The following is a 12,539-nucleotide window of genomic DNA, read 5'->3' as shown; positions in this document are numbered from 1 at the left end:
GGCGAAAATGATAAAAAATTCACCCTCACTTGGGGAGGGTGTAGCCTCTGATTTTGCTGAAAATCAGGCTATAGTATTCAGCATGTATTTTAAGTCACGTAATGCTCAGCCTTTTACGATGAAGCGTCGTATTAAAGGTATCGCGGCTGCCATTGCCGCTTTCTCGGTGCTGGCAGTGGGAAGCCCCATTGTTGCTTCTGCGCAATCGGCGGGCGTACCCAACGCAGTCGACATTACGAACCAGATTCGCAATGATACCTGGAAGGCTCGCAACGATCTACATAAAGAAGCAGAAAAGCTAGATCCCAATTCTGCCCAGAAGGCAAAAGAACTCGTTGATGGTGCCGCTAATGCGGTGGCCCCCGGGATTGTCGACGAAAAGAACAAAGAAGCCCAGGAGGCCAAGGACCGGGCAGAAGCCGAGCGGTTAGCAAAAGAGCGTGAAAACTTTGATTATGGTTCCTGCCCTCCTACCGCGGCTGCCTGTGTGGATTTAACAAAGCAACGCACCTGGTTGCAGAAGAATGGTAAGGTTTTCGGTCCGGCCCGGGACATGTCCTCCGGTGCTGTGGGCTGGGAAACCCCCAAGGGAACCCACCGCGTGGTTCGCAAGGTAAAGAATGAGGTTTCGCGGCCGTTTAATAATGCCCCCATGCCGTATTCGGTGTACTTCACCAATAACGGTATTGCCTTCCATGAGGGCAACCCCAACCTGTGGTCCCATGGGTGCGTTCACCTTCGGCATGATGATGCCGTTCAGTATTTCGACGAACTCCAGGTCGGTGACGTGGTATACGTCTACTAAGGAAGCCGAGCGTTATAGCTTTCCCGTTGATTCTTCACCGCCTCCCACAGTACTTGGGAGGCGGTTTTCATATGCCTCATGTGGCGAACTATTGGATACAAGGCCGGTCGGGGTGGTGGAATGCGGAAAATCGAAAGTGACGCTACCATGGTGACAAACGCCTTTGGAATGCACGTCGCAAAGCAAAAGCCCGAGGCGTAATTAGCCATCGTCGCAGGTTGTGTGTATTATTGTTGGATGGTGTAGAACATGTGTGTTCTTGCCATGGTAGAAGTAAACCTACGAACCGGCGGATATGCTGGGGAAATGCAGAGGATATGGCTAAAAAGGAAGGCGCCATTGAGGTTGAGGGTCGGATTGTTGAACCCTTGCCAAACGCAATGTTCCGTGTCGAACTCGACAACGGGCACAAGGTTCTTGCGCACATCAGTGGCAAGATGCGCCAACACTATATCCGTATCTTGCCGGAAGACCGCGTCGTGGTGGAATTATCGCCATACGACCTGACTCGCGGCCGCATCGTTTACCGCTACAAGTAATTTTTCGCCTCCATGCCTAGCGGCAGTTTTGTGCGCCAATCACACCTTTGGTGACAGTGGCCAGAGCCCCGTGAAACTTAACCCACACTCCGGCATCCGACCGGACAAAGCGTTCTTTGGCGGGGATGGGCATGGAGAAAACCACTGTAACAACCGGAAAGGTACCGCCTTATGGCACGTCTTGCTGGTGTAGACCTCCCACGCAATAAGCGCATGGAGGTTGCACTCACATACATTTATGGCATCGGCCCAGCCCGATCCAAACAACTGCTCAAGGAGACCGGCATTTCTCCGGATCTGCGCACCGATAACCTCACCGACGAGCAAATCGCCTCGCTGCGTGACGTGATCGAAGCAACCTGGAAGGTAGAGGGTGACCTTCGCCGCCAGGTGCAGGCCGATATTCGTCGCAAGATTGAAATCGGCTGCTACCAGGGTCTGCGCCACCGGCGCGGCCTGCCCGTTCGGGGCCAGCGCACCAAGACCAACGCTCGTACGCGTAAGGGTCCGAAGAAGACCATCGCCGGAAAGAAGAAGTAATTCATGCCTCCAAAAGCACGCTCTAACGCCCGCCGCACTGGCCGTCGCGTTGTCAAGAAGAACGTGGCCGCTGGTCACGCATATATCAAATCCACCTTCAATAACACCATCGTGTCGATCACCGATCCGCACGGTGCTGTGATCTCTTGGGCATCCTCCGGCCATGTTGGCTTCAAGGGTTCCCGGAAGTCCACGCCGTTCGCCGCCCAGCTGGCCGCCGAAAACGCCGCCCGCAAGGCAATGGATCATGGCATGAAGTCTGTGGAAGTATTCGTTAAAGGCCCAGGTTCGGGCCGCGAGACTGCTATTCGTTCCCTTCAGGCTGCCGGCCTGGAGGTCACCAAGATCTCGGATGTGACCCCCCAGCCGTTCAATGGCTGCCGTCCGCCGAAGCGTCGTCGCGTTTAAGGAAAGGAAAAGGTAACTTACAATGGCACGTTATACCGGCCCAGTAACTCGTAAGTCCCGCCGTCTCCGCGTCGACCTCGTCGGCGGAAGCAAGGCATATGACAAGCGCCCCTACCCGCCCGGGCAGGCCGGCCGCAACCGGATCAAGGAATCCGAGTACCTACTTCAGCTGCAAGAAAAGCAGAAGGCAAAGTACACCTATGGTGTGCTGGAGAAGCAGTTCCGCCGCTACTATGCCGAGGCTAACCGCATGCCCGGCAAGACCGGTGAAAACCTGGTGATCCTGCTGGAAGCCCGCCTGGACAATGTTGTGTACCGCGCAGGTTTGGCTCGCACTCGCCGTCAGGCCCGTCAGCTGGTTTCCCACGGCCACTTCCTGGTCAACGGTAAGAAGGTGAACGTTCCTTCCTACCGGGTGTCCCAGTACGACATCATTGATGTTCGGGATAAGTCCCACACCATGTTGTGGTTCGAAGAGGCAACGGAAAACCTCGTCGACGCTGACAAAGTCATTCCTGCCTGGTTGCAGGTTGTTCCTTCCACCTTGCGCATCCTCGTGCACCAGCTGCCCGAGCGCGCTCAAATCGACGTGCCGCTGCAAGAACAGCTTATCGTCGAGCTTTACTCGAAGTAAGTTGGTTGGTTTTCCGCTGGTTATTTCGCCGCTTATCGACGCCATACTGTGGCCGGTCGGTGGGCGAACCCGGCCGGTTGGTAAGCCAAAAACTTCATCGGGAAAATTTCCGCCCTTATCGACGTCAAATAGTGGTCGTCATTTTTAGGAGAATTCAATGCTCATTTCACATCGCCCCCGGCTAACGGAATATCCAGTCGATAACTCCCGTTCGCGGTTTGTTATTGAACCACTGGAACCGGGCTTTGGCTACACCTTGGGGAATTCGCTGCGCCGCACCCTGCTGTCCTCCATCCCGGGGGCCGCAGTGACCAGCGTCAAGATTGACGGCGTGCTGCACGAGTTCACCACCATTACCGGTGTGAAGGAGGATGTTTCCGACATACTCCTCAACATCAAGGGGTTGGCCATTTCCTCGGACTCGGATGAGCCAGTGGTGATGTACCTGCGCGCCGAAGGCGCAGGTGAGGTGACTGCCGGCACTATTGAGCCGCCAGCTGGTGTGGAAATCCACAACCCGGATCTTCACATTGCGACGCTCAATGACCAGGGTCGCCTGGAAATCGAAATGGTGGTCGAGCGTGGCCGCGGCTATGTGCCCGTGTCCAGCAGCACAACCACCAATTCGGGCACCACCGAGATTGGTCGCATCCAGGTTGACCAAATCTATTCGCCGGTGCTGAAAGTCAGCTATAACGTCGAGGCCACTCGTGTGGAACAGCGCACCGACTTTGACAAGCTGACCATTGATGTCGAAACCAAGAATTCCATTTCGCCCCGGAATGCATTCGCTTCCGCCGGGAAAACCCTCGTGGAGCTGTTTGGTTTGGCCCGGGAGCTCAATGTGAGTGCCGAAGGCATTGAAGTTGGCCCCTCGCCGCAGGAAACCGAACACATTGCCGCCTATGGCATGCCCATTGAGGAATTGCGGTTCTCGGTACGCTCCTATAACTGCCTGAAACGGCAGGAGATCCACACCGTGGGTGAACTGGCAGAATGTACGGAATCCGACCTTTTGGACATCCGTAACTTCGGCCAAAAGTCCATAAACGAGGTCAAAATCAAGCTTGCCGGCTTGGGCCTGACCCTGAAAGACGCCCCGGAAGATTTCGATCCGACACAGCTTGAAGGATACGACGCGGAAACCGGCGATTATATCGACACCGATCCCGAGGACGAGTAAACCATCACCTTGTGGGCAGGAGCTGCACTTTCTGCCCCTGCGCTCACTTTAACCTGTACACGAGGAGTACATCATGCCTACCCCAAAGAAGGGCCCGCGGCTCGGCGGTTCCGCGACTAACCAGAAGCATATTCTGTCGAATCTCGCGGGCCAGCTGATTACCCACGGGGCTATTAAAACCACGGACGCTAAGGCGAAGCTGCTGCGTCCCTATGTGGAAAAGCTCATCACCAAGGCCAAGCGCGGCACGCTCTCCGATCGCCGCAATGTGCTGAAGAAGGTCCCCCAGAAGGACATCGTTGCTCGCCTTTTCAATGAATTGGCACCTAAGTTCGAAAACCGCGATGGTGGTTACACTCGCATCGTGAAGTTGGAGAACCGCAAGGGGGATAACGCCCCCATGAGCCAGATTTCTCTCGTTCTGGAGGAAACCGTCTCTGCTGAGGCTAGCCGTGCGGCTCGGGTTGCTGCTTCCCAGCAGGCCGAGAAGCCTGCCGAGGCTGCCGCAGCGGACGAGCAGTAAGCTGTCAAGCTAACGTAACGAAACCCGCGCCCCACAGAACAGCGGTGGCGCGGGTTTTTCGATGCCATGGTGGTGCGGCGTCAAGCGTTGGGGTGTCCACTGGTTGGCTAGTCGCGGGGGAGCACATTGGCGTTCGAAAGGTTTATTTCCCCATTGGCGGGTTTCGGCGCCGGGGTAATGCCCTGATAGCCCGGCACCGGTTTGGTGACTTTCACCACAAGGTGTACGAGTGATGCGGTAATGAATTCCACGAAACCGATTGCGCGAGTCGAGCAATTCGTTGCGGCCTGGTTTGTGGTTTGCCCCAACTGGGTGGGCAGCATCGGGGTAGCTGAGGAGCATCTTTGGGCTTCTTGCTCGCTGGTGTGCCCGGCGTTATAGACGTCTTGCGACCATTTGAGGATTCCCACTTCGAATGGTTTCGGCACCTGGTGTGGGTTTTGTGCCGCCTGCGATGCGGGGGCAGGCTGGGGAAATGATTGAGCCATGGCGGCGGTGGGGGTGATGATGCCGCCGCAGAGCATGAGAGTCGCAACATAATATGTGGCGCGCTTCATCGGGGAAGCTCCTTACAGCACGGGGGATTTGAACTACTACACTGTTGACAATAATCAATAGATTCCGCATCAAAACTGCTAGCCCCTATATGGGGGTGATATCACTAGTGCGATGTGGGTATTTCGGAAACAAAAGGTGGGGTATTGGGGTGGCCTGTGCGGGACGTTGTCATGTCACGCTGGGAGGACTGTGACGCACTTCCCCTATATGGGGAGATTATGACTGTCGTAACGCATTATAGTTTTTGATTTACCTTTTATGGTAGGGTTGGCTAACCTTACCAACTAATGATTGAGGTGACTCATGCCGACATTCCACTATCCGCCCGCATCCCTGCATGACCGCTTGGTGACCCAACAAATTGATTGGGATCAAATCGACCCAAACGGTATTGCCGATGATGGCGATTTTTGGTGCATTCCCGCTGGCTGGGACACCATCCCCATGGGTTGGGGATCCGAGGGGACTGTGTGGGTGTCTCCTGAAGACAACGGGTGGTTTGCCCAAATGGCGACGGTGACCACCTGGCGGCTTCGAGATACCCAATATCATCCGCAATTGATCGAAAACCTCATCGACGAAATCCCCGAGGGGGCGCAGCAATACCATTACGATCGGGATGCGCGGATCGTTGGCATAAAGGCCTGCTCTGCTACCTCGGTCATGGAATTTGGTTTCGACCATTCCCACTTCGGCGGGGGTACTTTCCACAGTAAATCCAAGGTGGACTTGTTTGAAGACATTCCTACCGGTGATGTTTTCCTGGTGCAGCGAACCAGCGTGTGGGTGGAGGGCCAACAAGAGCTGGAATTTGGAGTCTGGACTGCCGCTGAAGGCGTCTACTCCCACTATTAAAGAGTTTGCTACGGTTGGACTGTGACTCCCATCCGTATTCGCCTTGATTTGGCCTATGATGGCACGCATTTCCATGGTTGGGCCCGGCAGGGCCATTCCGAGCTGCGCACCGTCCAGCAGGTCCTAGAGGACGCGCTGACCCTGGTGCTGCGGCAACCCATCGCTTTGACGGTTGCCGGCCGCACCGATGCGGGGGTGCATGCGGCGGCGCAGGTGGCCCATTTCGACGTGCCGGCTGCCGCCCTGGACACCCGAAGCATTGCAGGCGACCCCGGCAGGCTCGTGCGTCGATTAGCTCGATTGCTGCCCACAGACGTGCGGGTCCATGCCGCCACGATCGCGCCCCCCGACTTTGACGCGCGCTTTTCCGCATTACGACGCCACTACGTGTATCGCTTGACGACGCACCCTCGGGGGGCGTTACCCACCCGCGTCACCGACACCGCGCACCACCCCAAACCCGTGGACCTGGCGGCCATGCAGGCCTGCGCCGCCGAACTCATCGGATTGCACGATTTCGCCGCCTTTTGCCGACACCGTGACGGCGCCACCACCATCCGAGACCTGCAGGAATTCACCTGGAACGATATTTCCACCCCCATCGAACCCGACACCTTTGAGGCCCACGTCACCGCCGATGCCTTCTGCTGGTCCATGGTGCGCTCCCTAGTGGGCTGCTGCCTCGTGGTGGGGGAGGGAAAACGACCCGCAGGATTTGCCACATCCCTGCTGGCCGAAACTTCCCGATCCGCATTAGTACCGGTCGCCCCAGCAGCCGGATTATCCCTCGTGGGGGTGGATTACCCAGATGAGTCACAACTAGCTGCCCGGGCCCAGGTTACCCGTGCTCAACGGGATGAACTACCATCCGATCCGCCCTGTGGCGAGGGTTAAAGGGGTGGAGGAGCCGCAACAGAGGCTAAACTGCTATCTCGGTAGGATATTGTAGTTATTGGCTAGAGGGAGGCATCCGGGTGGAACTGTCAGTGTTAGCCCAACACGGACTGATGGTCGCTATTGCCGCCCTCATTCTGCCCGGAATGATAGTGAACTGGGTTTCTGGCCTCCGCATCCCCTGGGCCGCAGCCGCCGGCATCCCCACCACCATGGGCATCGTTGGATTCACCGGCTGGGTGCTCAGCTGCCGCGATATTCCCTTCAACCTCGCCAACGTTACCCACGCCTACTGGTATTTTCTTACAGCTGCCGTGATATGGCGGTTGCCGTTTCTGGCCGGGCAATTCTGGCGGTGGCGGAAAACATGGCAGCCTAACGGTGGCAAACCCCTCGACTGGGTGGGCAGTTGGTGGAAGAATCAGCGGGTTCACGACCCAAAACCCGCCCCCGCACCTACCGCAGCCAACCCGCTGGTGGGGTGGTTGCGATCCCGGATTCCGTGGTGGAAATCCCCCCAGGGGAAACCGTCGACAAGCGACGAAGAACACTGGTATGATCTGCCAGTATTCAGCAACGGGGGCATTTTCGATCCGCGATGGATTCTGCCCTTGGCCGGCGTTATCGTGGGGGCCGGAACCTATACCAGCCGGCTCCTGGAGATATACCAGGGGCTGAAATACGATTTCTCCTCGATCGTGCAGGGGTGGGACGTGCATTGGCACGCCAGCGAGGTCCGATTCATTTTGGAACGCGGCATCGCCGACTCCACCCGCATGGGTGAAGCCCACAACATTGATGGACATCAGGAACTGTTCTACCCCTCTGGGTGGCATGCCGCAACCGCATTACTCGCCCGCTACGAGGGATTTACCCCCATCCAGGCAATCAACTGGATGACCATTGTGCTGCCGTCGGTCACCATTCCCCTGTCGGTTGGGCTGATCGCTTGGCGACTCGTGGGCAATCGGGGGCTCACCGCCCAGATCGCCGCAGGGTTCTCGGCCGCCATCGTCATCGCCACCCCGGTGTTGTATTGGATCCCCGTGTATGTGGGCATGTGGCCGTACCTTGGTGCCATTTCTATGACTGGTATCGTTGCGGTCCTCATCACGTCCATTCCGGCGGTGCCGGTCCGCATGTTTGCCGGCGTCATGGGGTTTATGGGAGTGGCGATCGCGCACCCTGCCCCAATCACTGTCGTGGTGTTCCTGGTGGGATTCTGGTGGCTATTCGGCCAGCTGTGGCATCCGGTGCGCCAATGGTGGACTCCGGCGGACTCGATTCCTGCGGAGGATTCGACCACGCCGGATACTACCACTGCCAAGCCGGATCAGGACTCCGAATCGGAATCGACGCAGCCAAAACTGGAAGAGCAGAAGCACCCGGCGCGGAAACCACGTCAGGTCGGTGCCCGTATCTGGAGCGACTGGCGCACCAATAAATGGGCTGCCGGCACCATGGCCCGGCTTCGGGACTTCGGACTGCTCGCCGCCACCGGTGGCATTGCGGTGCTGCTGCTCTGGCCCCAACTGAAATCCGGTTTTGGCCAGTCCGAAGACGTCCAATCCGTTACCGCATTCGAAGATCTTTCCCGCAAGGAAACGTTTATCAAAACCTTCTTGATGCGTACCCGACATGTGGGCGAATTCGGGCTTACCGACTGGACGTATCTCCTGTGGTTTGCGGTGATCGGTATGGTTGTGGCCCTTGTGTGGCGGCGCAATGTGTGGGGAATACTTTTCCTGATTTTCTCCGCGCTCATCACCATGAATGCCCTCACGATGTTCCCTGAGCCTTGGGGCGGGCTGCTCAATATCATCGGTGGCCTGCACTATGGCACCGCACACCGTCTAGTGATTCCCGTGGCCATGTTCCTCTTCGCCTACTGTGGTGTCGGGGTGGCGGTAGTTATTCGGTTCGTGTTTGCCGGGTTTGTGCGCAATAAAATATGGCGTGTCGCCTCTGTTTGCCTGTCAACCATTGCTGCCGTATGGATTACCTCGCTCATCGTGCCGTGGGCCAGTTACTCTGTGAGGGAGGGCTCCCGGTGGGCGATCGAATCCATGTACGAAAGCCGCATGGTGACCAAAGACGACCGTGATGCTTTCAACTGGTTGGCCAAACAACCGCATGCTTACGACGGTATCATTTTTGGCAATAGTGCCGATGGTTATGGTTGGATGTACGCCTATAATAAGCTGCCCTCGCTGGCCCGCCACTATGATGGGGTGTCCGCAAAGCCCGGTGCCCCCAGCCATGTTCTCCGCGACAGCGCCTATCTCATTGGTGCTGGCAATCACGGTGACCCCGACCAGCGCAATAAAGCAGATATTGCGGCAGAAAACCTAGGTGTGAACTTTATTGTGCTTTCCCCACCAAATTTCTGGTGGTTCCAACAAAGCAACCTGGAAATGTCGGTCAAGCTGGACAAGGCACCTGGTTTGACCTTGGTGTATCAGAAGAATTCAATCCGAATCTATGCGGTGAACGCCAAGTTTAAAGATACCGAATTGACCCGCATGCGTGAGTCTGGCCCGGCATCTAACCAATTGCCGGTGCCGCAGTGCCCCAAGGATTCGGCTGACGGTAAGGCTGCCGCGGCTGCGGGGGAGACCACCCAGGTGGAATATGACCCGGAAACCGGTGAGCAGACCACGGTTACCAAGCCGAAACCCTGCTATCACCGGCCGTCAAAACCGGATGTTGCCCCCCGCGCAAATGATGCGAAGGGCAAGAGTCCTGTCACGCCCAAGAGCGGGGGCATTGATGACAATTCGAATAAGTACTCGGAGAAAAGTAGCCTCGATCTCACGGAGAAAGAGGCTAGGCGACGGCGTCTTGATAATGGTTACGCCCACAACGAGAAAGCTACCCTTCGGTTCTAAGCTCTTGGCGTCGGTGCTGCCGGCTGCGCTGTGTGCGTTGCCCGCGCAGCTTGTGCCATCTATCTGCCTGATGCTTGGGAGGCGGCGCTCATCACGGTGGTTGCCTAGCTCGGTAGGTGTCCGGTGGGTGGTAGCCCAGCGTCATAAGTGCTGAGCTGGAGTTGTGTGTTTCGGGGTGCTCGAAACCGGGTGCTGGATCGGTAAAGTCCAGCTTGGGTTTCGGGGTGGTTGTGGTGGCAAGCATGGTAAACAAGCGATTTACTCAGGTGGCATACCCCTGAGATGTACTTGGATGCGGCATGGCGCCGGGGTATCACAAGTGCTGAGCTGTACTTTATGGTTCAGCACTTTTGCCAGGTGCCTTAAGGTCTGCGGCAAATGAGAACTCCAGCTCAGCACCTATGATACTTGTGTAGGGTGGGGTGGCTAAGCGGTGTAGCAGAATCTCACCATGGGCCAGGCAACGCCTTGCCGCGTAGGCTGTGATAGTGAGGAGAATTGCTGAGCTGGAGTTCTCCGGGGCAGTACGAGGAGCTTACGGATGCTTGCAGAAAAAGGGTAGGTGCAAGCTCAAATTGGCGCGCAGAAAACCACCAACAAGAATACGCCAACCCAGAGCAGTCAGCCTACACTTCGACCCCACATTAACCCGTGTGCCGCTAACAGGGGTAAAACTGCCAAACCCAGTGCAGGTTTGGTAACCTAAAACCACATGACCACCACAAACGATGGGGCTGGTGGTCATTCTGCGCCGCTTGCCGCCTACACCCAAGGCAGGCCAACATGGGCATCACACCCACCACTAAAGCCCAGATATCTGGGCATAAATTCCTCACCCGACGCCTGGAACACGGACTCGTCCTCGGTGACATCCGCATGATCCACGACCCACTCGCCACCCGCAACCGGGCACACGTCTTTAGTCTCGCCGCTACCGTACTCATATGCCTTGGCGCCCTTGCCATGGCAGTATTCAAACCCGCCATCGACCCTGGTGATGCGGCCATTATTCAAGCGGAAAGTGGCCAACTCTACGTTCGGATCGACAATAAACTCCACCCAGTAGCGAACCTAGCCAGCGCCCGACTCATCGTTGGCGAAGCCGCCGACATTCACACCGGCAGCGACACCGTTCTTAAAAACCTCCCCAAAGCCATTCCCATTGGAATCGTAGACGCGCCAGGGCTCATCGCACCCCCAGACACCGCAACCCAAAAGCTCCTGTCCCACGCCTGCCACACCACGACGAAACCAGTGAATCGGCTTGACACGGCCCCGAGCCAAATCACCGTCATCATGCAGGAAACCGGTGCTAACCCGACGGACACCAACCAAACAACCCTCACATTCCAGCGACTCGCTGTAGACCACGCCATAGTGGGCCTGGTAGATCAAGCCGAATGGCTGGTCACCGCCGACGGCCGCAGGCTCCTCCCACCCGCCGACACGCCAGACGGCCGGAACATTCGCCATCGACTAGGCATTGCCCCAACCACACCACGCTGGAGCCCACCACCACAAGTATTCTCCGCCATCGCCGAAAAACCACCCGCAGCCATACCGACCGGCATCCTGGAAATCCTTCGCATCCCTGGTGCAAATAATCCGCAGCTCTGGGCGCGAACCGCCGATGGGGTGGTGCACCTGACACCGATTCAGGCCGATATCCTATTAGACGCCGGGATACACATGCGGGACGGCACCGCCACGGAACTAGGCGCAAACCCCGATTCGAAAACATTAACGGATCTTCCCCTGCCAGATCGGGTGCCGACCTGGGTTGATCCCACCGCGCAACCATTGTGCGTAGCGGAACACGGTGAGGTAGAAACAGCTCCCCTCATTAAGGGGAAACCTGCGTGGGGTGAGGCGGTAGCGTTAGCAGGTAAAGCGGTAGCTACACATTTTGTCGGCCCTGGCTGGGCAGTGGGCGTGGATACCGGTAGCGGCATCCATGTGGTGTCGGCCCATGGGTTGCGGCATCAAGTAGAGAGTCAGGAAACCGCTGCAGCATTGGGGATATCGCATTTTTATTCGATTCGTTGGGATTTGTTGCGGCTTTTGCCTTCGGGAACGACATTGAGTAAACAGCAGGCACTTCAACCGTTATATTAGCCACCACGTATCACGGATCTCGGCAAGAAAAACCGACCCATGGTGACATATATCCCAGCGATCATGTCCTGTGATTTTGCTGGTAACTGGGCGTCTCTATACCCAAATGTGATATAAACAAGTAAGTTGGAAAGAAAGTGGGCGTGCCATTCAACTGGAAGTGAGGTGGTTGCTTAATGTCGTCCATGCGTGAAGCAGTCGCAACAAAATTAGACGGAATCACCCGCTACCACGATCATATGAAGCAGAAACGCTTCGGTTTTCTGGTTCGACCAGCTGTTCTCATAGTCGGTTGGTTTGTTGTCATTGTTGGCATTATTGCTATCCCGCTTCCTGGTCCTGGTTGGCTTATCGTTTTTATTGGTGTTGCCATTCTCAGTCTGGAGCTTCACTGGGCCACCCGCCTGCTTTCCTGGGGGATTAGGGAATATGAGCACGTCACCGCTTGGTATGCAAGCCGCTCCAGAGCCTTCCGCTATTCCTTCGCCACAACTAGCTTTGTTTTTGTGTGGGGAATTGTTGGTTTGACCGCTTATGTGGTGTGGCGAATGGGTGGGTTTTCTATGCTCGATCCAGTCATGCATGCGGTGATGTAAC

General features: G+C 56.7%; 13 protein-coding genes. 12 read left to right on the top strand and 1 reads right to left on the bottom strand.

What is annotated here, in order from left to right; genetic code table 11:
• The first annotated feature begins 82 nt into the window (after positions 1-82).
• The 7 genes from HBA49_RS09805 (at position 83) to rplQ (ending at position 4,632) form a co-directional block, all read left to right on the top strand.
• Positions 83-805, top strand: coding sequence for a L,D-transpeptidase family protein (locus tag HBA49_RS09805; RefSeq protein ID WP_162019681.1), 723 nt, complete (start codon positions 83-85; stop codon positions 803-805).
• 317 nt (positions 806-1,122) lie between these two features.
• Positions 1,123-1,344 (top strand): translation initiation factor IF-1, encoded by a 222-nt coding sequence (gene infA, locus HBA49_RS09800; protein WP_005519800.1) that lies wholly within the window; start codon positions 1,123-1,125, stop codon positions 1,342-1,344.
• A gap of 171 nt (positions 1,345-1,515) precedes the next feature.
• Positions 1,516-1,884 carry a 30S ribosomal protein S13 gene (gene rpsM, locus HBA49_RS09795; RefSeq protein WP_005519801.1) on the top strand — a complete coding sequence of 123 codons (369 nt, stop codon included), beginning with the start codon at positions 1,516-1,518 and terminating at the stop codon, positions 1,882-1,884.
• Between the two features lie 3 nt (positions 1,885-1,887).
• A complete protein-coding gene (rpsK, locus tag HBA49_RS09790; RefSeq protein ID WP_005519802.1) occupies positions 1,888-2,292 on the top strand; it encodes a 30S ribosomal protein S11 in 405 nt (134 codons plus the stop codon).
• A 22-nt stretch (positions 2,293-2,314) separates the two neighbouring features.
• Entirely contained in the window at positions 2,315-2,926 is a 612-nt protein-coding gene (rpsD, locus tag HBA49_RS09785; RefSeq protein ID WP_005524126.1) for a 30S ribosomal protein S4, read from the top strand.
• Positions 2,927-3,083: 157 nt separating this feature from the next.
• Positions 3,084-4,109, top strand: a complete 1,026-nt coding sequence (locus HBA49_RS09780; RefSeq protein WP_005519804.1) for a DNA-directed RNA polymerase subunit alpha — start codon at positions 3,084-3,086, stop codon at positions 4,107-4,109.
• Between the two features lie 73 nt (positions 4,110-4,182).
• A complete protein-coding gene (rplQ, locus tag HBA49_RS09775; protein ID WP_005524634.1) occupies positions 4,183-4,632 on the top strand; it encodes a 50S ribosomal protein L17 in 450 nt (149 codons plus the stop codon).
• A 107-nt stretch (positions 4,633-4,739) separates the two neighbouring features.
• Here rplQ and HBA49_RS09770 read toward each other — a convergent pair whose 3' ends face one another.
• Positions 4,740-5,189, bottom strand: coding sequence for a hypothetical protein (locus tag HBA49_RS09770; protein ID WP_005519806.1), 450 nt, complete (start codon positions 5,187-5,189; stop codon positions 4,740-4,742).
• A gap of 304 nt (positions 5,190-5,493) precedes the next feature.
• Between HBA49_RS09770 and HBA49_RS09765 the strand changes: the two genes are divergently transcribed.
• From HBA49_RS09765 to HBA49_RS09745, 5 genes are all read left to right on the top strand, one after another.
• Positions 5,494-6,045, top strand: a complete 552-nt coding sequence (locus HBA49_RS09765; RefSeq protein WP_005523984.1) for a hypothetical protein — start codon at positions 5,494-5,496, stop codon at positions 6,043-6,045.
• 21 nt (positions 6,046-6,066) lie between these two features.
• Complete coding sequence (truA, locus tag HBA49_RS09760; protein WP_005524635.1) at positions 6,067-6,939, top strand: tRNA pseudouridine(38-40) synthase TruA; 873 nt, start codon at positions 6,067-6,069, stop codon at positions 6,937-6,939.
• A gap of 80 nt (positions 6,940-7,019) precedes the next feature.
• Positions 7,020-9,827 (top strand): DUF6541 family protein, encoded by a 2,808-nt coding sequence (locus HBA49_RS09755; protein WP_225866052.1) that lies wholly within the window; start codon positions 7,020-7,022, stop codon positions 9,825-9,827.
• A 783-nt stretch (positions 9,828-10,610) separates the two neighbouring features.
• Complete coding sequence (gene eccB / locus HBA49_RS09750; RefSeq protein ID WP_005524086.1) at positions 10,611-11,942, top strand: type VII secretion protein EccB; 1,332 nt, start codon at positions 10,611-10,613, stop codon at positions 11,940-11,942.
• Positions 11,943-12,118: 176 nt separating this feature from the next.
• A complete protein-coding gene (locus HBA49_RS09745) occupies positions 12,119-12,538 on the top strand; it encodes a TIGR02611 family protein (RefSeq protein WP_005524263.1) in 420 nt (139 codons plus the stop codon).
• The last annotated feature ends 1 nt before the right edge of the window (position 12,539 follow it).

Origin of the sequence: Corynebacterium matruchotii (assembly GCF_011612265.2) — a bacterium.
Taxonomy (GTDB): Bacteria; Actinomycetota; Actinomycetes; order Mycobacteriales; family Mycobacteriaceae; genus Corynebacterium; species Corynebacterium matruchotii.
This window is presented reverse-complemented; position numbering and strand designations above follow the sequence as displayed.

Bases quoted from the DNA above. Each gene is read 5' to 3' on its own strand.
- HBA49_RS09805 (WP_162019681.1), top strand. From the start codon at position 83: ATGTATTTTAAGTCACGTAATGCTCAGCCTTTTACGATGAAGCGTCGT.
- infA (WP_005519800.1), top strand. From the start codon at position 1,123: ATGGCTAAAAAGGAAGGCGCCATTGAGGTTGAGGGTCGGATTGTTGAA.
- rpsM (WP_005519801.1), top strand. From the start codon at position 1,516: ATGGCACGTCTTGCTGGTGTAGACCTCCCACGCAATAAGCGCATGGAG.
- rpsK (WP_005519802.1), top strand. From the start codon at position 1,888: ATGCCTCCAAAAGCACGCTCTAACGCCCGCCGCACTGGCCGTCGCGTT.
- rpsD (WP_005524126.1), top strand. From the start codon at position 2,315: ATGGCACGTTATACCGGCCCAGTAACTCGTAAGTCCCGCCGTCTCCGC.
- HBA49_RS09780 (WP_005519804.1), top strand. From the start codon at position 3,084: ATGCTCATTTCACATCGCCCCCGGCTAACGGAATATCCAGTCGATAAC.
- rplQ (WP_005524634.1), top strand. From the start codon at position 4,183: ATGCCTACCCCAAAGAAGGGCCCGCGGCTCGGCGGTTCCGCGACTAAC.
- HBA49_RS09770 (WP_005519806.1), bottom strand. From the start codon at position 5,189: ATGAAGCGCGCCACATATTATGTTGCGACTCTCATGCTCTGCGGCGGC.
- HBA49_RS09765 (WP_005523984.1), top strand. From the start codon at position 5,494: ATGCCGACATTCCACTATCCGCCCGCATCCCTGCATGACCGCTTGGTG.
- eccB (WP_005524086.1), top strand. From the start codon at position 10,611: ATGGGCATCACACCCACCACTAAAGCCCAGATATCTGGGCATAAATTC.
- HBA49_RS09745 (WP_005524263.1), top strand. From the start codon at position 12,119: ATGTCGTCCATGCGTGAAGCAGTCGCAACAAAATTAGACGGAATCACC.